The sequence below is a fragment of the Jannaschia maritima genome, assembly GCF_030973515.1.
Taxonomy (GTDB): Bacteria; Pseudomonadota; Alphaproteobacteria; order Rhodobacterales; family Rhodobacteraceae; genus Jannaschia; species Jannaschia maritima.
The window spans coordinates 205,937-229,666 of sequence record NZ_JARGZA010000001.1 but is presented as its reverse complement, the minus strand read 5'-3'; the positions used below and the strand labels follow the sequence as shown (position 1 = coordinate 229,666).

The following is a 23,730-nucleotide window of genomic DNA, read 5'->3' as shown; positions in this document are numbered from 1 at the left end:
CCTCTATGTTCGTGGAAGATCGCGCAGGCACTCCCGCGCGCGGCGATCCGCCTGCAGGATCATATCGAGGTCGGGGGCATCGGCATCAAGCCATCCCTCCCCTTGTGCGACATCGAGGACGCGGGCGACGTCGCGTGCCATGTCCGTGAACCGGATCTCCCCCGCGAGGAACCGATCGAGTGCGGCTTCCTTCGCCGCGTTGAAGACCGCGCCCGCCAGGGCACCCGCGCGCATCACGTCGAAGGCCAATCCGATGGCCGGATAGCGTTCGGGGTCCGGATCGTGGAAGTCCAGTCGGGCCATCGCGGCGAGGTCCAGCCGGTCCACGGGCAGGGGGCGCCTGTGGGGCCAATGAAGCGCATAGCCGATCGCATGGCGCATGTCGGGGGCGCCCATATGGGCCATCAGGGCCCCGTCGACGTACTGAACCAACGCGTGGACGAGCGATTGCGGGTGGATCACCGTCTCGATCCGTTCGGGCGGGAGGGCGAACAGCTCGTGCGCCTCTATCAGCTCCATCGCCTTGTTGAACATGGAAGCGGAATCGATGGTGATACGCTGCCCCATGTCCCAGTTGGGATGGCTGCCGGCGTCCGCCGGCGTCGCGTCCGGCAGCCGCGTCACCGGCCAGTCCCGCAGGCCGCCGCCCGACCCCGTGACGATCACCTTCTCGACGGCATCGCGATCCTCGCCGACGAGCGCCTGGAAGATAGCGGAATGCTCGCTGTCCACGGGTAGCAGCGTGGCACCGTATCGCGCCGCGTCCGCCAGCATCAATGGGCCGGCGCAGACCATGCTTTCCTTGTTCGCCAATGCGAGCGTGCCGCCGTGACGCAGCGCCCGCAGGCCGGGCGCCAACCCAGCGACGCCCACGATGCCGGACATGACCCAATCCGCGGGTCGGTCCGCCGCCTCCAGCAGCGCGCCCTGCCCCGCCGCGGCCTCCACCCCCGACCCCCCCAGAGCGACCCGGAGGTCGTCCAACCGGTCCCCGTCCGAGGTCACGGCGACGTCCGCACGCAGCACCACCGCCGCTTCGGCCAGATCGGCGATGTTCGCATGTCCGGTCAGGGCGACCACATCGTAGGCCTCCGGATCGCGGCGCACCAGATCGAGCGTGTTCGCCCCGATGCTCCCCGTCGCGCCGAATACGCTGATCCGCCGTGGGGTCATCCGATGCCGGGGACCGGCGGAAACTCCGCCACCGATTCGATCACCAGCAGCATCAGCGCGGCTCCGAGCATCGCGTCGAAGCGGTCGAACAGGCCGCCATGCCCGGGCAGGAGGTTCGAGCTGTCCTTCACGCCGACCTTCCGCTTCACGGCCGATTCCGCGATGTCGCCCATCTGCGCCATCATCGCGAGCGCAACGGAGATGCCGACCGTTTCCCACCCGGCGTCCTGCCACACGGTCCAGACCGCCCCGACCGCCCCCGCGCCGACCCATCCCGCAATGGTGCCGGTCCACGTCTTCTTGGGCGACACGCGCGGCCAGAACTTCGGTCCCCCCAGGATGCGTCCCGCGAAGTACCCGCATACATCGGACGCGACGACGACCAGGATCAGCCAGATCATCCAGACCAGGCCGAACTGCGCGAGGTGTTCGGTCAGCGACAGACCGGCGAGCAGGATCGCGGCAGAGAACCCGACCATCAGCCGTCGATGCCGGCGGATGATGGCGATGCCCATCATCGGCACCAGCATGAGCAGCGGAAGCCCGAACCCGATCGGCAGCGTGGTGGTCGCGAACAGCGCGCAGCCCCCCGTGATCGCCATGAGCCGCGCGCGACGCGGGCCGGTCCTGACCATCGTCGCCAGTTCCCAAAGCATCAGGCCGACGCAGATCGAGATGAGGGTCGTGAACCAGAACCCGCCCAGCCACACGGCGGCCCCGCCGATCACGAACAACAGGATCGCCGTGGTCAGCCGCGGCGCCAGGTCCTCGAACCGACCGACGACGGCCGGTTCCAGGGGCTCCTGCATCTCGAAGTCGAAGAGCGGCGCGGCGTCGTCGGCCGCCGCCTCGTCCAGATCGGCGTCCCGTCCGTCCGGTCGCGGGTCGACCATCTCAGGCCCGCGCCCCGCCATAGCGGCGGTCCCGTCCCCCGAACCGCGCCAGCACCGCCTCGAAGTGCTCGCGCGTGAAGTCCGGCCACAGCGTATCCACGAACTCGTATTCCGAATAGGCCGACTGCCACAGCAGGAAGTTGGAGATCCGCGCCTCCCCCGACGTGCGGATCACGAGATCGGGATCGGGCAGGACGTGCGTGTCGAGATAGCGTGGCAACGTCTCGTGGTCGATCGTGTCCGGATCGAGGCGGCCGGCCGCCACGTCGCGCGCCAATCGCTTGGTGGCACGCGTGACCTCGTCCCGCCCGCCGTAGTTCAACGCGACCGTCAGGTTCAGGGTGTCGTTATGCGCAGTTCGGGCCTCCAGGGCGTCCATGTTGCGACGGAGGATGGGGTCCAGTTGCAGGCGGTCGCCGATGAACCGCACCCGCGCGCCACGTTCCACGAGGCTCTTCGATTCGGATTCGAGGTAGCGCCTGAAAAGGGACATCAGGCCCGCGACCTCCTCCTGCGTGCGTTTCCAGTTCTCGGTCGAGAAGGCGAAGATCGTCAGGTACTCCACCCCGTTGGCGGGACAGGCCTGCGCGATCTCCCGGACCCGCTTCGCACCCGCACGGTGTCCCAGCAGACGCGGGCGGCCGCGGGCCTTCGCCCATCGACCGTTGCCGTCCATGATGATGGCGACGTGGCGGGGCCCGTCGGGTCGATGGGTGCGGGAATTCATCGTCAGACCTGCAGGATCTCGGCCTGCTTGGCCTCCAATGCGGCATCGATCGCCTTGATGTATCGGTCCGTAAGGTCCTGGACTTCCTGTTCCCACATCTTGCGCTCGTCCTCCGGCGGGTTGCCCTTCTTGATCTGCTCCATCCCGTCGCGGCGCACGTTGCGGATGGCGACGCGGGCCCCTTCGGCATACTGGCCTGCGACCTTGCCCAACTCGCGACGACGCTCCTCGTTCAGTTCGGGGATGGGAAGCATGATGATCGTGCCGTTGAGCTGCGGATTGATGCCGAGGCCGGACTCGCGGATGGCCTTCTCCACCTTTCCTACGAGGGACTTGTCCCATACGTTCACCGTGACCATCCGCGGTTCCGGAACGTTGACGGTTCCGACCTGATTGATGGGCGTCTGCTGGCCATAGGCATCCACCGTCACCGGTTCGAGCATCGAAGCGGACGCGCGACCCGTCCGCAGGGAACCGAACTCCGTGCGCAGGTTGGCCATCGCACCGTCCATCCGGCGTTCCAGATCGTCGGTGTCCAGTTCGAAGTCGTCGGCCATGTCGATCTTTCCATGTCTGTCGGGGGCTTCCGGCCCTCCGGCGGGTTTATGGCAGGACCGACGCCAAAGGCCAGCCGGTTATCGCCGTGCCGGCACCATCTCCACCGCCGACCACTAGGAAATCGGCCGTCCGATACCCCGTCGGCGGAGGGTTACGTAAGGGTATTGGTTAACCGGGAGGTTTGGTTTATTAACCTTTTATGACGTTTTTTTGACAGATATCTGGGAGGGTTCGTTATGCCGAATGTAAGGGTTGGAATGATTGTGTTCGCGCTGTTCGTCTTGTGCGCGATGTATCTGAGTTCGATGGTGTTCCACTGGAACGGCGTGGAGTTGAACGTCCTCGTCAGGGACCCCGCGGCGCAGTTCGGAATCCCGATCTATGCCGGCTTCTTCTCGTGGCTGGGTGTGTTCGCATTGGTGGCGACCACAGCCGTCCTGGCGATGTGCGCCAGCGTCGCGACACGGGGCCGCCGTCCGATGATCGTCGCGGCGATACTGACCGCCGCGCTGGCCCTGGACGATAGCTTCATGTTCCACGACGCCGTCTGGAGTGAGCGATGGGGCTATTCGGAACTCCTAATCTATGGGTTCTACGGGCTGATGGTTCTGCTTCTGGGGGTCATGCTGTCGGCCGAACCTCCTTCGACCGGGGCGTCCGGACTTCTGGTGCCGGCGGCGTTCCTCGTCGGATCGGCCGCTATCGATGCGACGTTCCTGAGCGAAGCCCTGGGGTGGCGCGCCATCTGGGTGGAGGACGCGCTCAAGATGACGGGGTTCGCATCCTGGCTGTTCTATTGGTTCTCGGCGGCGCGGGCCTATGTTCGGGCATCCGAACCGGCGGCGGCCGATCGAGACAAGCCTACGTTCGCCATGCGTGAAGGCAGCGCTGGCACGGTGGCACGCAGCTGATCGGCCTATCGGAGGTCGGGGCGCGGGAGGTTCGGCCCGCGTCCTACCCTTCGACCCGCGTATAGGTTCCCCGTCCTTCGAGGATGCCCCGGAACCCACCGGGTTCGTCCAGGCTGAAGACGATGATCGGCAGCCGGTTCTCGCGCGCGAGCGCGATGGCCGATGCGTCCATCACCTTGAGGTGCTTCGACAGCACCTCGTCGTACGTGACCCGGTCGTACCGGACCGCATCGGGGTTCTTCACGGGATCGCTGTCGTACACGCCGTCGACCTTCGTGCCCTTGAAGATCGCGCCGCACGACATCTCGGAGGCGCGCAGCGTCGCCGCGGTATCGGTCGTGAAATAGGGGTTCCCTGTTCCAGCCGCGAAGATTACGACGCGCTTCTTCTCGAGGTGACGCACGGCCCGCCGCCGAATGTAGGGCTCGCAGACCTGATCCATGGGGATGGCGCTGATGACCCGGGTGTGCAAGCCGAGCGTCTCCAAAGCGGATTGCATGGCGAGAGCATTCATTACCGTTGCCAGCATCCCCATGTAATCGGCAGTCGTCCGCTCCATCCCCTGCGCCGATCCCTGCAGGCCGCGGAAGATGTTCCCCCCGCCGATGACCATGCAGATCTCCACCCCCATCCGGTGGACGGACTGCACCTCCCGGGCGATCCGCTCGACCGTAGGCGGGTGCAGCCCATAGCCCTGGTCGCCCATCAACGCTTCGCCTGATATCTTCAGCATCACGCGATCCAGGATCGGGCGCGCGCCCCCCGCGTCGTCGTCCTGCATCGCGCCAACCCCCTGTCCGATTGCCGTCGGCGGTGTCGCAGATTACCCCGGACCTCGCAACAGCGCGAACCTTGGACCGATGACACCGCACGACGTCGAGGCCATCCCGCCGGATCGACCCGTCCTGATCGCCGGCCCAACCGCGTCGGGCAAGTCTGCCCTCGCCCTGAAGATCGCAGAACGCGGCGGGCGGATCGTGAACGCCGATGCGATGCAGGTGTTCGCCGACTGGCGCATCCTGACCGCCCGGCCGGGGCCGGCCGAAATCGCGCGGGCACCGCATGCCCTTTATGGTCACGTTCGATGGGAAACGCCTTATTCGGTCGGCCATTGGCTGCGCGACGTCGTGCCCCTCCTGACGGATGGACCGCGCCCGATCGTCGTCGGAGGCACGGGCCTGTTCTTCCGTGCCCTGACGGAAGGGCTGGCCGACATACCACCCGTCCCCGATGCCGTGCGGGCGGAGGCCGCAGCGCGGCTCGACGGCATCGGATTGGAGGCGATGGCCGCAGAGCTTTCTGCGGATGTCCGTGCGGACATCGACACGGCGAATCCGATGCGCGTCCTGAGGGCCTGGACCGTGGCGCGCCATACGGGGCGTTCGATCCGGGACTGGCAGGCCGCCACGCCGCCGCCCCCGTTGGTCATCCGCGACACCGCGGCGATCGTGTTGGAAGCACCACGTGATTGGCTGGCGGAACGGATCGCCCGTCGGTTCGACGCGATGCTGCGCCAAGGCGTGATCGACGAGGTGCGCGCCATGCTGCCCCGCTGGGAGGTCGCGTCGAATGCGGCGCAGGCGATCGGCGCTCGCGAACTGGTCAGCTATCTGGCCGGTGATCTGACCTTGGACGAGGCTCGCGATGCGGCCGTCGTCGCCACGCGCCGCTACGCGAAGCGGCAGCGAACGTGGTTCCGCGCTCGGATGCGCGGATGGTCGCGGATCGACGCCACCGTCCTTTGACACTGCCCGTGGAGCGGTGCAGCACAGCCGCATGGCGAAGATACATCTGTTCGAGCATCGCCGCTTGTCGGAGGTCAATCTTCTATCGGGCCTCGCCGTCGAATCGGTGACCCCGCTAGCCCGGTCCGGACGCTGGCGGCGGGAGCTTCCACATGCCGAGTCGCTGTCCGTGCTGATCTGGGTCGCACGTGGGCAGGGTCGTATCCTGCTGGATGGGATCGCACGCACGTATCTGGGCGGCACCCTCATCGCATTGCCCGCCGGCACGCCATTCGCGTTGCAGCCCGGCCCGATCACCGAGGCCACCCTCGTGCGCGTCCCCGACCTGTTCGAAGCACCGATGCCGGGCGACCCGGCGATGCTGCGCCTGCCGCAATCGGGGGTGCAGGCGGAGTTGGTGGCCCTGCTGGACGCGCTGTCCAGTCGTGGAGGCCTCGGGGACCCCGTCGCTTGCAGGGCCGCGCTTGGGCGGGTGATCCTGCTGTCCGCCCTGGTCGAGTCCCAACGCCATCGTGCGATCCCCCTGCCGGACCGTCCGGTCGCCCGTCGTTTCGTCCACGCGGTCGAGGGAGTCGTACGCGCGGACGCGCTACCGCAGATCGGGCGGACCATCGGCATCCTACCCGATGACCTGAACGCCGCCATGTGGGAGGCGTCCGGCATGACAGCGACCGAATGGCTGTCCGCGCGCGTCCTGCACGAAGCGCGCAGCAAGCTCGCCGAGGCCGGGGCCTCGCCCGCCGCCGTCGCCGATGCGCTAGGTTTCGCGGATGCGGGGGCCCTGACGGTCGCCCTTCGGGAAGGGCCTGGCCGGGAACCGCGGATCATCGGTTCGGCGGGAGTTCGACGCGACCAGGGGTGAACCCCCGCCCCCCCCGATGCGTTGATGCGCGACACGGGAGGGTGCGATGTCACGGAACTACAATTGGGCGATCCCCATCATGCGCGCCGGCTATGCCGGACGGGCGATCACGTACACCGCGATTGCCGGCCTTTCGCTGTTGGCGATCTGGCGGGGTGGCCAGGCGCAGGGAACGGGTGGCACGCTGCGGGATCTGGCTGCCCAGACCTGGGGCGTCGTCGTGCTGTGTCTGATTGCGGTCGGGTTGCTGGCCTACGGCATATGGCGCGGCATCGACGCCGCGGAGGACCTCGAAGAGTACGGCACCGATGCGAAGGGGCTGATATCGCGCGCGGGCATGATCGTCACGGGGCTGATACATGCGGCGATCGGAGCGTTCGCCCTTTCCCTCGTGCTGGGACGCGGATCGGGCGGGGGCGAGGACGGCGGTGGCGGCGGTGCAATCGCCCAAGGGGTCGGCGCGATCCTCGAATGGCCCGGCGGGCGCTTCCTGGTCGGGTTCGCCGCGCTCTGCACGCTGGGTGCGGGTGTCTACTACGTCGTGAAGGGCGCGAAATCGACGTATCGCAAGCACTTGCAGGCCAACCCATTCACGCGAAACGCGGACACCGCCTTGAAGGCCGGCGTGATCTCCAACGGTATAATCATCCTGATCATCGGCGGATTCCTGGGAGCCGCGGCCCTGTCGGGATCGGAAGCGGAGGCCGGCGGGATGCAGCAAGCCTTCGAATGGCTCCGCAGCCAACCGTTCGGTCGCATCCTCGTGGTCGCGATCTGCGTCGGATTACTGGCATTCGCTTTCTTCTGCGCGGTGAACGCGGCCTATCGCATCGTGCCGAAGGCGTCCGATCCGGATATCGAAAGCCTCGGACGCGCGCTGCGAGCCTAGGCGGCTCGGCGGGTCACAGCGTGGCCTGCCACAGCCGCACCTTCGTGCCGCCGTGATCCACGATGGGGCCGGGCCGGTCCCAGGGAAGACCGGCCGCCTTCGCCAGCCCGTCCTGCGACGTCACCAACGCGACCCGCCATCCGGCGAAGCGTTCGCGCATGATCTGCCCGAAGGTCGCGTACAGACCATATAGCGGGCCCTTCCCCACCCGCCCGCCATAGGGCGGATTCACGACCACCAGCCCCGGTGGTCCATCCGGCGGCGTGGCGTCCGAGATGGCGGCGTGATGGAAGGCACAGGCGTGGCCGACGCCTGCCCGTTCCGCATTTGCCATCGCCATGCGTATGGCGCTGGCATCCCGGTCGCTGCCGAAGAACCGAGGCGAGCCGATCGGTTCGGGTCGACATGCTACTTCGTCCCAAGCCGGATCGAACACGGCCAATCGGCGATACGCGAAGTCCCGCGATCGCCCGGGCAGCAGTCCCGCCGCCATCTCCGCCGCCTCGATCGGGAAGGTCCCCGACCCGCACATCGGATCGACGACCGGTTCGGTCCCCTCGTACCCTGCCGCACGCAGGAATGCGGCCGCCATCGTTTCCCGCATCGGGGCCTTGTTGACCGCCAGCTTGTGCCCTCTCCGGTGCAGGGGTTCGCCGGACGTGTCGACGCTGACCGTGCACAGATCGTCGTGGATCCGCACCATCACCCGTATTCCGTCGTCGCCGAGTGGGATCCCCGAGGCCGTGATCGCATCCTCGACCCTGCTCTGCGCCGCCTTGTCGTGATAGATGCGCGACTTTCGACAGACGGCGTCCACGCGTACGGGAACGTTCGCGCGCAGCAGGCTGACCCAGTCGATCTTTCGGGCGCGTTTGTCCAATTGGGCCGGGTGCATCGCGCGGAACGTCGCGATGCGCGCTAGCACGCGCGTCGGCGTCCGCAGGGCGAGGTTCGCGCGCGCTGCGTCGGCCCAACCGCCCGCGATCGCGATGCCACCTGGTTCGGCGGCGGCTTCGAATCCTGCCGCCCGGGCCTCCGCCAACACCTGCGATTCCAGCCCCGGCGTGGCGATCAGGAACAGCGATTGCGGATCCACGGGATCAGACGAAGGCTTGCAATCCCGTGATGGCTCGTCCCAGGATCAGGGCGTGGACGTCGTGCGTACCCTCGTAGGTGTTCACGGCCTCCAGGTTCGCGGCATGGCGCATGATGTGATACTCGGCCGCGATGCCGTTACCGCCGTGCATGTCACGGGCAGCGCGCGCGATGTCCAACGCCTTTCCACAATTGTTGCGCTTCAGGAGACTGATGGCCTCGGGGGCCAACGCCCCATCGTCCAACATCCGTCCGGCCTGTAGCGATCCCTGAAGGCCGAGCGCGATGTCGGTCAGCATGTCGGCCAGCTTCTTCTGATAGAGCTGCGTCTGCGCCAGGGGGCGGCCGAACTGTTTGCGGTCGAGCCCGTATTGCCGGGCGCGGTTGAAGCAATCCTCCGCCGCACCCATCGCGCCCCAGGTTATGCCGTAGCGCGCCCGGTTCAGGCAGCCGAACGGACCCTTCAGACCGGACACGCCGGCAAGGAGGTTCGCGGCCGGGACGAACACGTCGTCCATCACGATCTGACCGGTGATCGAAGCACGCAGCGACAGCTTTCCGTCCAGCTTCGGCGTGGACAGCCCGGCCATCCCGCGTTCGAGGACGAACCCCATGATGCGGCCATCGTGGGCGGTGGACTTCGCCCAGACGACGAACACGTCCGCGACGGGGCTGTTGCTGATCCAGGTCTTCGTTCCCGAGAGCCTGTATCCGCCGTCCGTCGGTTCGGCCCGGGTGGTCATGCCGCCGGGATCGGAACCCGCATCCGGCTCCGTCAGGCCGAAACAGCCGACATGCTCGCCCGTGGCCAACTTCGGGAGCCAGCGCATCCGCTGATCTTCGTCGCCATAGGCGTAGATCGGATACATCACCAAAGACGATTGGACCGACATCATGCTGCGGTACCCGCTGTCGACACGCTCGATCTCGCGCGCGATGAGGCCGTAGGCGACGTAGGACGCATCCACGCCGCCATAGGCCTCCGGCGTGGTGCAGCCCAGCAAGCCGATTTCGCCCATCTCGCGGAAGATCGAAGGGTCGGTCGTGGCGTTCAGATAGGCGTCCGTCACCCGCGGCAACAGCTTGTCTTGCGCATAGTCGCGGGCGGTGTCGCGGATCATGCGCTCCTCGTCCGTGAGCTGTGCGTCCAGCCCGAGGGGGTCGTCCCAAGCGAAGGGGGCCAATCCGGGGAGCGACTTGGGGGGTAGCGGATGCGGGGTACCGTCCATGATGCGTCCTCCGGATGATGCTTCGGCGACGGTTCTATGCGCTTTGCGCCGGAAACGCCAACGTTTGGCCTGTCGCAGTTCCGACTGACCCGAACGGAAAGGACGCCAGTGGGTTGATCCCACCGATGCCCCATCCCTCGCTCGTCGCAAGGCCTACGAACCCCTCCCAGCCATCACAAGGAGGATCCATCGGACCCAGACATCTTCCTGTCGTCAGCTACAGCCAGACGTGCCCCCGCACGTGTTGCACTTCATGCACGTGCCGTTGCGCACGAGCGTGTAGTTGCCGCACTCGCCGCAGGCCTCCCCCTCGTAGCCCTGCATCCTGGCCTTGGCGCGGGGATCCATCTTGATGGCGACATCCGCCTGCCCGGGCTCGGCCAAAGTCGCCTCCACCGCGGGCGTGGCAATGCGCTGCGCCACCGCATCGACCCCGCCGTCCAACGATACCAGGTCCCGCGGCAAGCGCTTGCGCAGATAACCCGAGGAAGTGACTTGGCGGATCATCTCCAACGATTTGGCATGCGGATCGTCCCCACCCTGCGGATCGGCCTGACCGCCGTCATCGGGCTTGTGTAGACTGTCGAAGCTGGCACCCTCCGGCTTGACGTGCGCCAGATCGGTCCGGTCGAGATAGCTGACCGCCAACTCGCGGAAGATGTAGTCCAGCACGCTCGTCGCATTCTTGATGCTGTCGTTGCCCTGGACCATGCCTGCCGGCTCGAACTTCGTGAAGGTAAAGGCGTCGACGAACTCCTCCAACGGCACGCCGTATTGGAGGCCGACCGAGACCGCGATGGCGAAGTTGTTCATCATCGCCCGGAAGCCCGCGCCCTCCTTGTGCATGTCGATGAAGATCTCGCCCAGTTGGCCATCCTCGTACTCGCCGGTGCGGAGATAGACCTTGTGCCCGCCGACGACGGCCTTCTGGGTATAGCCCTTCCTGCGGTCGGGCATCTTCTCGCGACCGCGCGCGACTTCCTGGACGATGACCTTCTCGATCACCTTTTCCGCCAGGACCTGCGCTTTCTGCTGCGGCGTTCCGGTCTCCATCACCTCGGCGGCCTCTTCGTCGTCCTCCACCAAACTGGCGGCGAGCGGCTGGGACAGCTTGGAACCGTCGCGGTAGAGGGCGTTGGCCTTCACGCCCAGGGACCAGGACAGTTCGTAAGCCTTCTGACAATCCTCGATCGTGGCCGAGTTGGGCATGTTGATCGTCTTGGAGATCGCGCCCGAGATGAAGGACTGAGCGGCAGCCATCATATGGATGTGGCTGTCCACGGAGAGGAACCGCTTGCCCTTCTTGCCGCACGGATTGGCGCAGTCGAAGACCGGATAATGTTCCGGCCGCAGATGCGGCGCGCCCTCGAGCGTCATCGTCCCGCAGACATGGTCGTTCGCCGCCTCGATATCGGCCTTCGGGAAGCCGAGATGGCGCAGCAGGTCGAAGGACGGGTCCGTCAGCTTGGCGGCGGGGATACCGAGCGTGCCGGTCAGGAAGTCTTCGCCCAGGGTCCACTGGTTGAACACGAACCGGATGTCGAATGCTGACGGAAGCGCGGCCTCGACCTTCTTGATCTCCTCCGGGCCGAACCCGTGACCCACCAGGGACGTGTGGTTGATGCCCGGCGCCTGTCCGAGCGATCCGTGCCCGACCGCATGGGCCACGATCTCCCCGATCTCGCTTTCGCGGTAGCCCAGCGTCCGCAACGCGGCAGGAACCGATTGATTGATGATCTTGAAGTAGCCGCCGCCGGCCAGCTTCTTGAACTTGACCAGGGCGAAGTCCGGCTCGATGCCCGTCGTGTCGCAATCCATGACCAGGCCGATCGTGCCCGTGGGGGCGATCACCGTGGCCTGCGCGTTGCGATAGCCATGAGCCTCGCCGAGCGACACGGCATCGTCCCAGACCTTCGCGGCGAGCTTGGGCAGCGTCGCATCGGGACATCCGTCGATGTCGAGGGCGACGGGATCGACGTTCACGGCCTCGAACGCCGTTTCGCCATTCGCCGCCGCGCGGTGGTTGCGCATGACGCGCAGCATGTGGTCCGCGTTGCGCGCATGGCCCGGGAACGGACCCAGCTCGCCCGCCATTTCGGCGGAAGTGGCATAGGACACGCCCGTCATGATAGCCGTCAGCGCGCCGCAGATCGCACGGCCTTCGCGGGAGTCGTAACTGTGGCCCATGTTCATTAGCAGGCCGCCGATGTTCGCGTAGCCCAGACCGAGCGTGCGGAAGTCGTAGGAGCGCTGCGCGATCTCCTTCGACGGGAACTGGGCCATCATCACGCTGACCTCGAGCGTGACGGTCCACAACCGCGCGGCGTGGACGTAGAGGTTCGCATCGAACGTGCCGTCGTCCCGCAGGAACGTCAGCAGGTTCATGGATGCGAGATTGCAGGCCGTGTCGTCCAGGAACATGTATTCCGAACACGGGTTGCTGCCCCGGATGGGACCGTCGGCCGGGCACGTATGCCAAGCGTTGACCGTGTCGTGGTACTGGATGCCCGGGTCGGCGCAGGCCCAGGCCGCGTGGCCGACCTTTTCCCACAGGTCGCGGGCCTTGATCGTCTTGGAGACCTGGCCGTCCGTGCGGTTGGTCAGCTCCCAGTCGGCGTCCTTGTCGACGGCATACAGGAATGCATCGGTCACGCGGACCGAATTGTTCGAGTTCTGGCCGGCGACGGTCTCGTAGGCCTTCGAGTCCCAATCGGTGTCGTAGGTCGGGAAGTCGATCTCCGTGAAGCCCTGCCGCGCGTACTGCAGGACGCGGTTCAGATAGGCTTCGGGAACGAGGGCCTTCTTGCCGGCACGCAACGCGGTCTTCAGCGCGTCGTTCACCGCCGGATCGGTCGCGGCGACCATGTCCCCATCCCAGGAACGGATCGCGACCATTACGTCCTTGAGCGCGGCCTTCGTCGTCTTGGAGCCAGCCACCAGGGCAGCGACCTTCTGCTCCTCGATCACCTTCCAGTCGATGAAGTCCTCGATGTCCGGATGGTCCATGTCGACGATGACCATCTTGGCCGCGCGTCGCGTGGTGCCGCCCGACTTGATCGCACCCGCCGCCCGGTCGCCGATCTTGAGAAAGCCCATTAGCCCCGACGACTTACCGCCGCCCGACAGGCGCTCCCCCTCGCCGCGCAGATGCGAAAAGTTGGTTCCGGTCCCGGAGCCGTACTTGAAGAGACGCGCTTCGCGGACCCAGAGGTCCATGATGCCACCGTCGTTCACCAAGTCGTCCTGCACGGACTGGATGAAGCAGGCATGCGGTTGCGGATGTTCGTAGGACGACCTCGACTTCACCAGCTTGCCTGTGAACGGATCCACGTAGTGATGACCCTGGGCCGGCCCATCGATGCCGTATGCCCAATGAAGCCCGGTGTTGAACCATTGCGGACTGTTCGGGGCGGCCATCTGACGGGCGAGCATCGCGCGCATCTCATCGAAATAGGCACGGGCGTCGCCTTCGGTCGTGAAGTAGCCGCCCTTCCAGCCCCAGTAGGTCCAGGCACCGGCCAAACGATCGAAGACCTGCCGGGCGGACGTCTCGCCGCCGAAACGCTCGTCCTCCGGCAGTTCCGCCAGTGCCGCCTCGTCGGGAATGGAGCGCCAGAGAAACTCCGGGACGTCCTTCTCACGGACCTTCTTGAGCTTCGCCGCGACGCCGGCCTTGCGGAAGTACTTCTGCGCGATGACATCGCTAGCGACCTGGCTCCAGCCATCGGGGACCTCGACCGCATCGAGGCGGAAGACGATCGTTCCATCCGGGTTCCGGATCTCGGACGTGGTCGTCGTGAACGACAGCGCCGCATAGGCGTCGCGTCCAGCTTCGGTCAGGTAACGGTCGATCTTCATGGCGGCCTCCTCATCGGCGTGGTTCGTCTCGTGACCCGCCCGAGGGCACGGCCCGTACACCGGCACAGGGCATCGTCCGACCGAGGCATGCGCCAAGACCGACCACCTAGAGTGGTTCGACAACCCGTTCCGACGTTCTCTGCGTCGTCTGCTCGCTGCGGACACAAGATATGGTGTTCTCGTCTCGCAGGAACGCAAACTGGAGCGCCCTCCGGTTCCGGTCAACGATTCGAAAGATCGAATCGCCGATTCGCACAGAAGAAAATTGTGGATCGATCTGTGAGGAACACCAAGCGAACACCGGCGTTGACCGATCTACGTACGTTTAAGGGCTTTGCGAAAAGAGAACCTCACCGGCACAGATACGTTCTAGACCTGTGGGTGGAACCATTCCGTCGGTGAGGTGCCGAATGGTCGGAGCGAGAGGATTCGAACCTCCGACCCCCTGTACCCAAAACAGGTGCGCTACCAAGCTGCGCCACGCTCCGACCTGTGCCGGGGCGTACCAGCCCCCCGGCCGCGAGGCAAAGCCTAATCACAGGCCCAGACTGCCTGCGCCTGAGGAAAAATCGGGGAACGTACCTCGTCACCCGCGTCGATCCCCAGCTGCGCCGCCTGTCCGCCGTTGATCTCCAACACCGCGCGGACGGGTCCTCCCGATGGGATCGGCGTCTCGTCGCGCGGCACCGCGTTCGCATGAACCTTCGTGACGATGCCGGCATCGTCGATGAATACCATGTCCAGCGGGATCAGCGTGTTCCGCATCCAGAAGGCGACCGGCGCGACCCGGTCATAGACGAACAACATTCCGGCGGAACGGGCCATCTGGTCGCGGAACATCAGGCCGCGTGCTTGCTCTTGCGCCGTCAGCGCGAGTTCGACGTCGAAACGCACCGATCCGAAGTCGCCCCGTATGTCGACCCGGTCCGATGCGCAGGATGCCGACGCCGTTCCGGCCAGCAGGACCCATGCCGCGATCAGGCGGAGAAATGCTCCCACGGACGGACCTCCACGGCCAGCCTGCCCCTTTGCCCGTCGGTGGACCGAATGCACACCGCCTCCCCCGGCGCGAGGTCGGCGAGGCCGCAGCGCCGCAAGACCTCCGCATGGATGAACACATCCTCGGGATTCCCGAAGACGTTCGCGAACCCGAATCCCTTTCCCTTGTCGAACCACTTGACCCGAGCCGGCTCGTACGGAACGTCGTCGTCAACGCTTCGGAGGAACTCGGGTACGTCCGTGGCGGCATCGTCCTGAACGGCCTCGGGTGCCTGGATCGACAGAATCTCGAGAGCTTGAAATCCACGGCTGCTACGAACGACGCGCAGTTGGACCAAGCTTCCCTCGGCGATGGAACTTTGCCCGAAGTTCCTCAGCACGTTCACATGGAGGAGGATGTCGCGCTCCACCGCATCGGACAGCACGAATCCGAAGCCGCGCGTGGCATCGAACCACTTCACGTGGCCGGAAACCTCCTTCGACTCCTCCTCAACGATATCTGCCAAACGAAATCCTTCCCATGCGCCCCCGGCGTGACCCATGCCGCGCGCACCGTGTTCCCCAAATTAACCGATGCAGGATGCCCCCTCGGGCGGATGCGATGCAAGCCCTGCCTCGGTGCAATTCCGTGCGTGCATCGCCAAACTAGGGATGCAGACGCGAAACGATCCAGCCTGATGCCGCCCGGGACCACCTGAACCGGTCGTGAAGCCGATCCGCCCCGTCCGCCCAGAACTCCACCTCGAACGGGCGAAGGCGGAATCCGCCCCAATGGGGGGGGCGTGGTGGGTCGTCCCCATGAGTCCTGCGTACGGCGGCGAAGCGGTCCATCAGTTCCTGCCTGGATGCCAGCGGACGCGATTGCGCGGATGCCCAAGCACCCAACCGCGACGCGACGCCGCGGGACGCGTAATAGGCGTCTGCCTTCGAATCCTCCACGACATCGACGTCGCCCCGTAGGCGAACCTGTCGCTTCATCGTCTTCCAATGGATCACGCAGGCGGCACGAGGCCGCGCAAGCAGTTCCGTGCCCTTCCGCCCCTCGAAATTCGTGTAGAAGACGAAACCCCCATCAGGTCCGTCCTCGATCTCCTTCAGCAGCACGATACGGACGTTCGGCGTTCCGTCGCCGTCGACAGTGGCCAGTGCCATCGCGTTGGGGTCGTTGGGTTCGGTGGCTTCGGCATTCCGAAGCCATTCCCGCGCCAGGGCGAACGGATCGTCACCCGCGAACGGGCCGCAGCGATCGGTGCTCACGTCCTTGACCCCGTCCCGCATCACCCACCTCCGCGCTTGCTGACGGGGTGGGGTTTCGCCTAACAGGTCGAACGACACAAGGACGACGCACGGCGCGGGGAACGGCGATGACGGGGTTGATGGCGGGCAAGCGCGGGCTGATCATGGGCTTGGCCAACGACAAGTCCATCGCCTGGGGCATCGCGAAGGCCTGCGCGGGCCAAGGGGCCGAACTCGCGTTCGCGTATCAGGGGGAAGCGTTGCAGAAGCGGGTCCGACCGCTGGCCGAGCAGGTGGGGTCGGACCTGTTGATCGAGTGTGACGTATCCGATGGGACATCGATCGACACGGCCTTCGCGACCCTGGGCGAACGATGGGATCGGTTGGACTTTCTCGTCCATGCGATCGGGTTCAGCGACAAGTCGGAGCTGCGGGGCCGTTACCTTGACACCTCGCTCGACAACTTCCTGATGACGATGAACGTGTCGGTCTATTCCTTCACGGCCGTGATGCAGCGTGCCGAACGCCTGATGACCGCCGGCGGCAGTGCGCTGACTTTGTCGTACTATGGCGCCGAGAAGGTCATGCCACACTACAACGTGATGGGTCTGGCCAAATCGGCGCTGGAGACGTCCGTGAAGTATCTGGCGGAGGATCTCGGGCGGGACGGCATTCGCGTGAACGCGATCAGTGCAGGGACGATAAAGACCTTGGCTGCCAGTGGCATCGGCGACTTCCGCTATATTCTGAAGTGGAACGAGTACAATTCGCCGCTGCGGCGGACCGTAACGCAGGACGAGGTCGGGCAGTCCGCGATGTATCTGCTGTCGGACCTCGCGTCGGCGGTGACGGGTGAGGTCCATCATGTCGATGCGGGCTACCATGTGGTCGGCATGAAGAACGTCGACGCCCCAGACATGACGCTGGACAAGAAGGACGGATGACGCCCATCGAGGTCACGGGCCTGACTTGGGCCCATGTCGCGGCGTTCAACGTGGCGTTGCTATTCGCCGTCGCGGCGCCGGGACCCGCATTCCTGTTGTGCACCCATTCGGCCCTTACCGGAGGGCGGCGCGAAGGGATCGTGGTCGGGATGGGGCTGGCCGTCGTCGCGGGGCTTTGGACGTTGGCCGCCCTGTTGGGTCTGGAAGCCTTGTTCGACGCCTTCCCGATGGCCTATACCGCGATGAAGGTTGGCGGTGCGGTGCTGATCCTGGGCTTCGCGGTCGTCGCATGGCGAACGGCCGGCGACCCGATCCAACCCAAGACACCGCGCTCTCGACGGCAGGCCTTCCTGCGTGGTGCCGCCCTGAACCTCGCCAATCCGAAGTCGATCCTCTTCTCCGCAGGCGTTCTGCTGGTGATCTTTCCGCCCGGCTTGAGCGGAACGCAGATGACCCTGATCACCATCAACCACATCGTCCTGGAGGTCGTCGTCTACGCGATCCTTGCGACGATGCTGTCGCGTCCGTCCGTTCGAGCACGCTATGTCGCCCGGCGCACCATCATGGGCCGTATCATGGCCGTGGTCCTGGGCGGACTCGGCCTGCGCCTGCTGGTGATGCCATGACACTCATGGCGTTCCTAACGGTGGCATTGGTCCATGCCTTCGCCGTCGTTTCGCCGGGGCCGTCCTTCGTCCTGTCGATTCGAACCGCGGCGACGGAAGGGCTTCGTCCAGCCATCGCGCTCGCGGGAGGGTTCGGCACGGGTGCGGCGATCTGGGCGACCGCAGCGCTGACCGGTCTTTCCGTGCTGTTCGAACTGATCCCTGCGGCCTTCACGGTCCTGAAGATCGCGGGCGGCCTGTTCCTGGTTTGGTTGGCCATATCGATGTCGCGATCAGCGCCGCAGCCGATCCCGGATCTTATGCCGGGAACCGCACCACGATCCGTTTGGTCCGCCTTCCGGTTGGGCGTTGCCAGCTTTCTGGCCAATCCGAAACCAGCCGTCTTCTTCGGGGCGGTGTTCGTCGGTCTAGTCCCGACGAACGCTCCGGCCTGGGCTCTGCTGGTCGTCGTATTGAACGTCGCGCTGGTGGAGACGGCTTGGTACGTCGGAATGGCGCGGGTCTTCTCGCTGTCACGGTCGCGTGCCGTCTATGCCCGGTTCAAGATCGCGATGGACCGCATGCTCGGCGTCTGCCTCGGCGCGTTGGGCCTGCGCATCGCCCTGCCCTGAGAAAGGTTTGCCGATGTCCGATACCCTCCCCCATGAGAAGGGCTTCCACATCTCCTGGGACCAGATCCATCGGGACAGCCGCGCTCTGGCCTGGCGGCTGGACGGCCGCGGCCCGGGAGAGGGCGGCGCCTGGAAGGCCATCGTCGCCATCACGCGCGGCGGAATGGCCCCGGCGATGATCATCGCACGGGAATTGGGGGTCCGCCTCCTCGACACGATCAGCGTCAAGTCCTACGACCACCAATCCCAGGGCGAAGCGCAGATCTTGTCGAAACCGGACCCGGAGATGGTGGGCGATGGGACCGGCATCCTCGTGATCGACGATCTGGTCGATACCGGCAAGACGTTGGAGGTCGTACGCGACCTGTATCCGCATGCTCACTTTGCCACGGTCTATGCGAAGCCGAAGGGCGAGCCGATGGTGAACACGTTCATCACCGGGGTCAGTCAGGATACTTGGATCTTCTTCCCCTGGGACATGGCGTTGCAGTATGTGAAGCCGTATCGCGGCCATGACGAATGATGTCGAAGCGCTGACCGTCGACGCCTTGGGACTGCTGTGCCCCCTGCCCGTTCTCCGGTTGCGCAAGCGAATGAAGGGCGTCGCCTCGGGAGACGTGGTCGTGCTCCTCGCGGACGATCCCGCAGCCCATGTGGACGTACCGCATTTCTGCATCGAGCAGGGCCATGCGTTCCTCGGGGCGGACGGAACCCGGTTCCTTATCCGGAAGGGATGAGGACACGAGGCGCATTCCCGACCGGTGGTCGCCATGCCACCAAAATCCCGCCACGGCCGTCATCGTCTATTCGGCCGCCACCTCGTATCCTCCCGCCCCGTCGCGAATCTTCCGCAGGAGGGTCGCTCGGCGCGCCGCCGCCTTATTCCCGTTCGCCGCCTTCACGGGGCCGAAGCCACGGATCGAAAGCGGAAGGAGGGCGAGTTCGATGATATCGCTGCGGTTCCCCTCGTCCAGGATGGGCAAGACGCTCGCAATGTCGCGCTCGTACTCGGTGATCAATGCTCGTTCCATCCGCCTGTCCGCGGCGTATCTGAACGGGTCGAAGGGTGTTCCGCGCAGGACTCTGCCCCGCGCGAGGAGTGGGAACAGCGGTTCGATCCAACGACCGAACGTACGCTTGGCGGGGCGACCGTCGGAGCCCGAGCGGGCAAGGAGCGGTGGGGCGAGGTGATAGCTCAAATGAGCGCCATTCCATTCCTGCGCTACCTTCGCATGCGTTCCGGCCAGCAGGCGTGCAACCTCGTACTCGTCCTTGTATGCAAGCAACTTGTGATACCCCCGCGCCACCGCATCACGCAGCACGGCATCATCGATACCCTCCACCAACGCCTTGTAACGCTGCGCCAGACGCACGCCACCATAGACCTCCAAGTGGGCGGCGCATCGTTCGACTGGATCCTGCGGAGGCGGCGCATCACCCACCGCGATCCGGTCCGCACGGGCGGGATGCGTTACGGCCCATCGACCGAGCTCGAAGGCACGTAGACTGGCGTCGACTCTGCGGCCGTTCAGCTCGATCGCACGGCGCATCGCTCCGGCGGATACAGGTACCAGACCACGCTGCCAGGCAGCCCCCGTCAGGACGAGATTCGCGAAGATCGTATCCCCCATCACCCTCTCGGCCAGGGCGGTCGCGTCGAGGGCGTGGAAGCCGTTTCCCAGCCGCTGTCGCAGGGCGTCGCCTATGGCCTCCTCCGGCAAGCGAAAGTCCGGGTCGCGTGTGAAGCGTCCTGTCGTCGACAGGTGGGCGTTTACGACTCCGCTCGTCCTCCCAGGACGGAGCAGGCGCAAGGTGTCCCGCGTGGCAGCCGTCAAGGCATCCGCGCCGATCAACAGATCCGCCTCCCCCGCGGATACGCGAACGGCTGCGATGTCTTCGGGAACCTGCGCGAAACGCAAATGCAGGTGGACCGCGCCGCCCTTTTGCGCCAGGCCAGCCATCTCCATGCAGGCCGCTGCCTTTCCGTCGAGATACGCCGCCATTGTCAGAACGGCCCCTACCGTCACGATGCCCGTACCGCCGATCCCCGTGGCCACGACGTTCCATGTTCCACGGATTGCGGGCTTCGCCGGATCGGGCAGGCCCGACAGATCGAGGTCGTCCATCGCGCTCGCGCGCCGCGAGCCCCCCGTCATGGTCACGAAGCTCGGACAGAACCCTTTGAGGCAATTGAGATCGACGTTGCACGCCGACTGGTCGACGACGCGTTTCGTTCCGAAAGGCGTCTCGATCGGCAGCAGGGCCACGCAGTTCGACTGCACCCCGCAGTCGCCGCACCCTTCGCAGACGTCCGGGTCGATGAAGACGCGCGTCGCGGGGGTCGGGAACGTGCCGTGCCTGCGCCGCCGACGTTTCTCGGCAGCGCAGGTCTGGACATAGACGATCGCGGTGACCCCGGGCTCCGATTGCATCTTACGTTGCACCGCCGCGAGGTCGTCACGTGGATGCCATCCCACCGCTTCGGGAAAGGCCGCACGATCCAGCTCCTCCGCAGGATCGTGAACGATTGCGACGCGTTTGACCCCCATGGCCAACAACTCGGCCGCTACTCGTTGTGGGGTCAGACCGCCATCGTTGCCCTGCCCGCCCGTCAGCGCGACGGCATCGTTGAACAGTATTTTGAACGTGATGTTCGCTCCTGACCCGAGCGCTGCGCGGATCGCGAGGATGCCGGAATGGTTATAGGTCCCGTCGCCCATGTTCTGGAAGACATGGGGCCGCGTGCTGAATGGCCCTTCCCCGACCCAGTTCGCCCCTTCGGCGCCCATATGCGTATAGCCCTCGGTCCCGCGCTCCATCCACAAGGCCATCGTATGGCACCCGATACCGCCCCCGGAACGTGCCCCGGCGGGCAGCGTGGTCGATGTGTTGTGCGGACAGCCCGCACAGAAATAGGGCGTCCGCTTCGCAAGGTCGGGCGCGCTTCCCGTATCCGCGGCATCGCGCAGATCGACCAACGCATCCGCCATCCGGTCCGTGCAGCGACCTTCCTCCACCAGGATCCGACCTAGCTTGGCGGCCACGTTCGCCGGGTCCAACGCACCATGTTGCGGAAACAGGACGTTGCCGGCTGCATCGCGATAGCCCCAGACACGCGGCACCCCGGCGAGACCGAAGAGAGCCTCCTTGATCTGAATCTCCAGGAGCTTGCGCTTTTCCTCGACCACGACGATCAGGTCCAGGCCGTCCGCCCATTCGTGCAGGGACGCGACGTCGAGCGGCCAGACTTGCGCCACCTTGTAGGTCGTCAGACCGATGCGATCGCAATCCGTGGCATCGAGTCCCAGCAGCGACAATGCGTGTATGAGGTCGAGCCAGTTCTTCCCGTGCCCGACCAACCCGATGCGTGCCCCGGGGCGTCCATGCCCGCGACGATCGATGCGGTTGGCCCGGGCGAAGGCGCGGGCTGTGGGCACCTTCCATTCGTGCAGCCGCTCCTCCTGCGGGACCCAATGGTCGCCCGCACGGATGTGCAGACCGTCGGACGGCTCCGGCCGGTCTGGCAAGACGAAAGTCATCCGGTCGGCTCGACCGTCGATGACGCCCGTGACCTCCACCGTATCCTTCATTAACTTCAGGCCGGCCCAAAGGCCCGATGCACGCGAAAGCGCAAAGCCATAGAGGCCCAAGTCCAGGATTTCCTGCACGCCGGCGGGGGACAGTACGGGAATCTGCGCATCCAACATCGCCCATTCGGATTGATGGCATGTGGTCGACGATTCGCCCGTATGGTCGTCGCCGAGGGCAGCAAGGACACCGCCCTTCGGCGCGGTCCCGGCCAGGTTCGCATGACGCAGGACGTCCCCGGAACGATCGATGCCAGGCCCCTTGGAATAGAAGAGGGTGAATACACCATCGTGAACCCCCTCGCCCCGGATGCCCGCCTGCTGCGTGCCCCAGGCCGCCGTGGCCGCAAGATCCTCGTTCAGGCCGGGGTGGAAGCGAATGTCGGCGGCAGCCAACTGGGGGGCCGCGCGGGACATCTGCATGTCCACGCCCCCCAAAGGCGAGCCACGATATCCGGTGACGTAGCCAGCCGTACGCATCCCTGCCGCGGCATCTCGTGCGCGCTGCATGAGCATCAGCCGGACGAGGGCCTGCGTTCCATTCAGAAGGATCGTACCGCGATCCAGATCGTACCGATCATCGAGGCTGGCATCGTGGCGCATGGCGGTCCCTCCACGGGCAGGATACGGGATCCCGCCCGGCTACGAAGTCGAAAATCGTTTACCCTTCAGCTTTATTGCCGCAGGGTTAGTCACTCCTTGCAGACTGGAATCGTGCCGACATGGATTGGGACAAGCTGCGTATCTTCCATGCGGTCGCGGACCAGGGGTCGCTGACCCATGCAGGCGACGTCCTGCATTTGTCGCAATCGGCGGTCAGCCGCCAGATCCGCGCCCTGGAGGAGTCGCTGAACACAACCCTATTCCATCGCCACGCGCGCGGGCTGATCCTGACCGAGCAAGGCGAACTGCTGTTCGATGCGTCCACCGCGATGATGAAGCGGCTCGAAGCCGCGACCGCCCGCATTCGCGATTCGGAGGAGGAGGTGTTCGGCGACCTCCGCGTCACGACGACGATCGGCTTCGGGTCGATCTGGTTGGCCCCACGCCTGCCCAAGCTGTACCAGAGCTACCCGGATCTCAGGCTCGACCTCATGCTGGAGGAACGGGTCCTCGATCTCCCCATGCGGGAAGCCGACGTCGCGATCCGCATGAAGGAGCCGAGTCAGGCCGATCTGGTGCGCAAGCGGCTGATGGACATTCGGATGCAGCTCTTTGCGTCCAAGGAATACTTGAAACGGGCCGGAACCCCACGGCGGGTCGAAGATCTTTCCGACCACCGCCTGATCTGTCAGAACGTCGGCGCGACCCAAGTGAGCGCCGGCGCTCAATTGGTTCGGGAACTCATGGCAGCCGGCGCGACGCGGATGCTTACGGTCAACAACTACTTCGGAGTGCTCCAGGGCGTGCTGTCCGACCTGGGGATCGGCGTACTACCGGACTATCTGCAGCAGGACTTTCCGCAGCTCGTGCAGGTCGTACCGAAGGCTGAATCGAACGAGGTCCCCGTCTTCCTCGCCTTCCCGGAGGAGTTGCGTGGCTCCCGCCGGGTGGAAGCGTTCCGGGACTTCGTGGTGGACGAGGTGGTTGCGTATCGACGCTCCCGTCAGGCGGCATGATGTCAAGCCATGCTCGCGCTGCATACCGGAGTTGCACCGATCGGTACAGTTTTTCCTTGATGCAACAATAAGCGGCGCCTAGCTGTCTTTTCGAGATCGATCTTTGGATCTCAACCTCCCTGTTGGACTGGCCGGACCTTCGTGTCCGGCCTTTTTTCGTTCCGCAGG

General features: G+C 65.5%; 22 protein-coding genes and 1 tRNA gene. 10 read left to right on the top strand and 13 right to left on the bottom strand.

The annotated features are described in order from the left end of the window. Positions 1 to 3: 3 nt before the first annotated feature. Genes dxr through frr form a run of 4 tightly spaced genes read right to left on the bottom strand, consistent with a single transcriptional unit; the run spans position 4 to position 3,350 of the window. Complete coding sequence (dxr, locus tag P0084_RS01160; protein WP_308914958.1) at positions 4 to 1,173, bottom strand: 1-deoxy-D-xylulose-5-phosphate reductoisomerase; 1,170 nt, start codon at positions 1,171 to 1,173, stop codon at positions 4 to 6. Continuing rightward, positions 1,170 to 2,066, bottom strand: a complete 897-nt coding sequence (locus tag P0084_RS01155; RefSeq protein ID WP_308914957.1) for a phosphatidate cytidylyltransferase — start codon at positions 2,064 to 2,066, stop codon at positions 1,170 to 1,172. Before P0084_RS01155 ends, dxr begins: the two co-directional genes overlap by 4 nt. Before the next feature lies 1 nt (position 2,067). Beyond that, the gene (gene uppS, locus P0084_RS01150) at positions 2,068 to 2,793 is read right to left on the bottom strand and encodes a polyprenyl diphosphate synthase (protein ID WP_308914956.1); all 726 of its coding nucleotides are present in this window, start codon (positions 2,791 to 2,793) and stop codon (positions 2,068 to 2,070) included. A gap of 2 nt (positions 2,794 to 2,795) precedes the next feature. After that, positions 2,796 to 3,350 (bottom strand): ribosome recycling factor, encoded by a 555-nt coding sequence (frr, locus tag P0084_RS01145; protein WP_308914955.1) that lies wholly within the window; start codon positions 3,348 to 3,350, stop codon positions 2,796 to 2,798. Positions 3,351 to 3,608: 258 nt separating this feature from the next. Between frr and P0084_RS01140 the strand changes: the two genes are divergently transcribed. Next, on the top strand, positions 3,609 to 4,262 hold the full coding sequence (locus tag P0084_RS01140) for a hypothetical protein (protein WP_308914954.1): 654 nt from the start codon (positions 3,609 to 3,611) through the stop codon (positions 4,260 to 4,262). Between the two features lie 43 nt (positions 4,263 to 4,305). Here P0084_RS01140 and pyrH read toward each other — a convergent pair whose 3' ends face one another. Continuing rightward, positions 4,306 to 5,043, bottom strand: coding sequence for a UMP kinase (pyrH, locus tag P0084_RS01135; protein WP_308914953.1), 738 nt, complete (start codon positions 5,041 to 5,043; stop codon positions 4,306 to 4,308). A gap of 79 nt (positions 5,044 to 5,122) precedes the next feature. On the opposite strand from pyrH, the gene miaA reads away from it, so the two are divergent. Genes miaA through P0084_RS01120 form a run of 3 tightly spaced genes read left to right on the top strand, consistent with a single transcriptional unit; the run spans position 5,123 to position 7,758 of the window. Beyond that, entirely contained in the window at positions 5,123 to 6,007 is an 885-nt protein-coding gene (gene miaA / locus P0084_RS01130) for a tRNA (adenosine(37)-N6)-dimethylallyltransferase MiaA (RefSeq protein ID WP_308914952.1), read from the top strand. Between the two features lie 31 nt (positions 6,008 to 6,038). Continuing rightward, positions 6,039 to 6,869 carry a helix-turn-helix transcriptional regulator gene (locus tag P0084_RS01125; protein ID WP_308914951.1) on the top strand — a complete coding sequence of 277 codons (831 nt, stop codon included), beginning with the start codon at positions 6,039 to 6,041 and terminating at the stop codon, positions 6,867 to 6,869. 46 nt (positions 6,870 to 6,915) lie between these two features. Further along, positions 6,916 to 7,758: a DUF1206 domain-containing protein gene (locus P0084_RS01120; RefSeq protein WP_308914950.1), complete on the top strand. Its 843-nt coding sequence runs from the start codon at positions 6,916 to 6,918 to the stop codon at positions 7,756 to 7,758. 13 nt (positions 7,759 to 7,771) lie between these two features. Here the strand turns inward: P0084_RS01120 and P0084_RS01115 are convergent, their stop codons facing one another. The 7 genes from P0084_RS01115 to pdxH form a co-directional block, all read right to left on the bottom strand. Continuing rightward, complete coding sequence (locus P0084_RS01115) at positions 7,772 to 8,854, bottom strand: THUMP domain-containing class I SAM-dependent RNA methyltransferase (RefSeq protein WP_308914949.1); 1,083 nt, start codon at positions 8,852 to 8,854, stop codon at positions 7,772 to 7,774. A gap of 4 nt (positions 8,855 to 8,858) precedes the next feature. Next, positions 8,859 to 10,082, bottom strand: a complete 1,224-nt coding sequence (locus tag P0084_RS01110; protein WP_308914948.1) for an acyl-CoA dehydrogenase — start codon at positions 10,080 to 10,082, stop codon at positions 8,859 to 8,861. Positions 10,083 to 10,295: 213 nt separating this feature from the next. After that, a complete protein-coding gene (locus P0084_RS01105; RefSeq protein WP_308914947.1) occupies positions 10,296 to 13,940 on the bottom strand; it encodes a vitamin B12-dependent ribonucleotide reductase in 3,645 nt (1,214 codons plus the stop codon). A gap of 411 nt (positions 13,941 to 14,351) precedes the next feature. Next, positions 14,352 to 14,428: transfer RNA gene (locus P0084_RS01100), tRNA-Pro, on the bottom strand. Between the two features lie 43 nt (positions 14,429 to 14,471). Beyond that, a complete protein-coding gene (locus P0084_RS01095) occupies positions 14,472 to 14,834 on the bottom strand; it encodes a DUF192 domain-containing protein (RefSeq protein ID WP_308914946.1) in 363 nt (120 codons plus the stop codon). An 83-nt stretch (positions 14,835 to 14,917) separates the two neighbouring features. Continuing rightward, the gene (locus tag P0084_RS01090; RefSeq protein ID WP_308914945.1) at positions 14,918 to 15,481 is read right to left on the bottom strand and encodes a cold-shock protein; all 564 of its coding nucleotides are present in this window, start codon (positions 15,479 to 15,481) and stop codon (positions 14,918 to 14,920) included. Positions 15,482 to 15,584: 103 nt separating this feature from the next. Further along, positions 15,585 to 16,217, bottom strand: a complete 633-nt coding sequence (pdxH, locus tag P0084_RS01085) for a pyridoxamine 5'-phosphate oxidase (RefSeq protein WP_308914944.1) — start codon at positions 16,215 to 16,217, stop codon at positions 15,585 to 15,587. An 86-nt stretch (positions 16,218 to 16,303) separates the two neighbouring features. Here pdxH and fabI point away from each other — a divergent pair, with 86 nt between their 5' ends. From fabI to P0084_RS01060, 5 genes are read left to right on the top strand one after another with little or no spacing between them, the layout of a single operon-like run. Next, complete coding sequence (gene fabI / locus P0084_RS01080) at positions 16,304 to 17,119, top strand: enoyl-ACP reductase FabI (RefSeq protein WP_308914943.1); 816 nt, start codon at positions 16,304 to 16,306, stop codon at positions 17,117 to 17,119. Beyond that, a complete protein-coding gene (locus P0084_RS01075; RefSeq protein WP_308914942.1) occupies positions 17,116 to 17,745 on the top strand; it encodes a LysE family translocator in 630 nt (209 codons plus the stop codon). Before fabI ends, P0084_RS01075 begins: the two co-directional genes overlap by 4 nt. Before the next feature lie 5 nt (positions 17,746 to 17,750). Continuing rightward, positions 17,751 to 18,356, top strand: a complete 606-nt coding sequence (locus P0084_RS01070; protein ID WP_308914941.1) for a LysE family translocator — start codon at positions 17,751 to 17,753, stop codon at positions 18,354 to 18,356. A gap of 13 nt (positions 18,357 to 18,369) precedes the next feature. Then, positions 18,370 to 18,879 (top strand): xanthine phosphoribosyltransferase, encoded by a 510-nt coding sequence (gpt, locus tag P0084_RS01065; RefSeq protein WP_308914940.1) that lies wholly within the window; start codon positions 18,370 to 18,372, stop codon positions 18,877 to 18,879. Further along, entirely contained in the window at positions 18,869 to 19,093 is a 225-nt protein-coding gene (locus P0084_RS01060) for a sulfurtransferase TusA family protein (RefSeq protein WP_308914939.1), read from the top strand. Before gpt ends, P0084_RS01060 begins: the two co-directional genes overlap by 11 nt. 66 nt (positions 19,094 to 19,159) lie before the next feature. Here P0084_RS01060 and P0084_RS01055 read toward each other — a convergent pair whose 3' ends face one another. Beyond that, complete coding sequence (locus P0084_RS01055) at positions 19,160 to 22,546, bottom strand: indolepyruvate ferredoxin oxidoreductase family protein (protein WP_308914938.1); 3,387 nt, start codon at positions 22,544 to 22,546, stop codon at positions 19,160 to 19,162. Between the two features lie 119 nt (positions 22,547 to 22,665). Between P0084_RS01055 and P0084_RS01050 the strand changes: the two genes are divergently transcribed. Next, positions 22,666 to 23,562 (top strand): LysR family transcriptional regulator, encoded by an 897-nt coding sequence (locus tag P0084_RS01050; RefSeq protein ID WP_308914937.1) that lies wholly within the window; start codon positions 22,666 to 22,668, stop codon positions 23,560 to 23,562. Positions 23,563 to 23,730 lie beyond the last annotated feature (168 nt).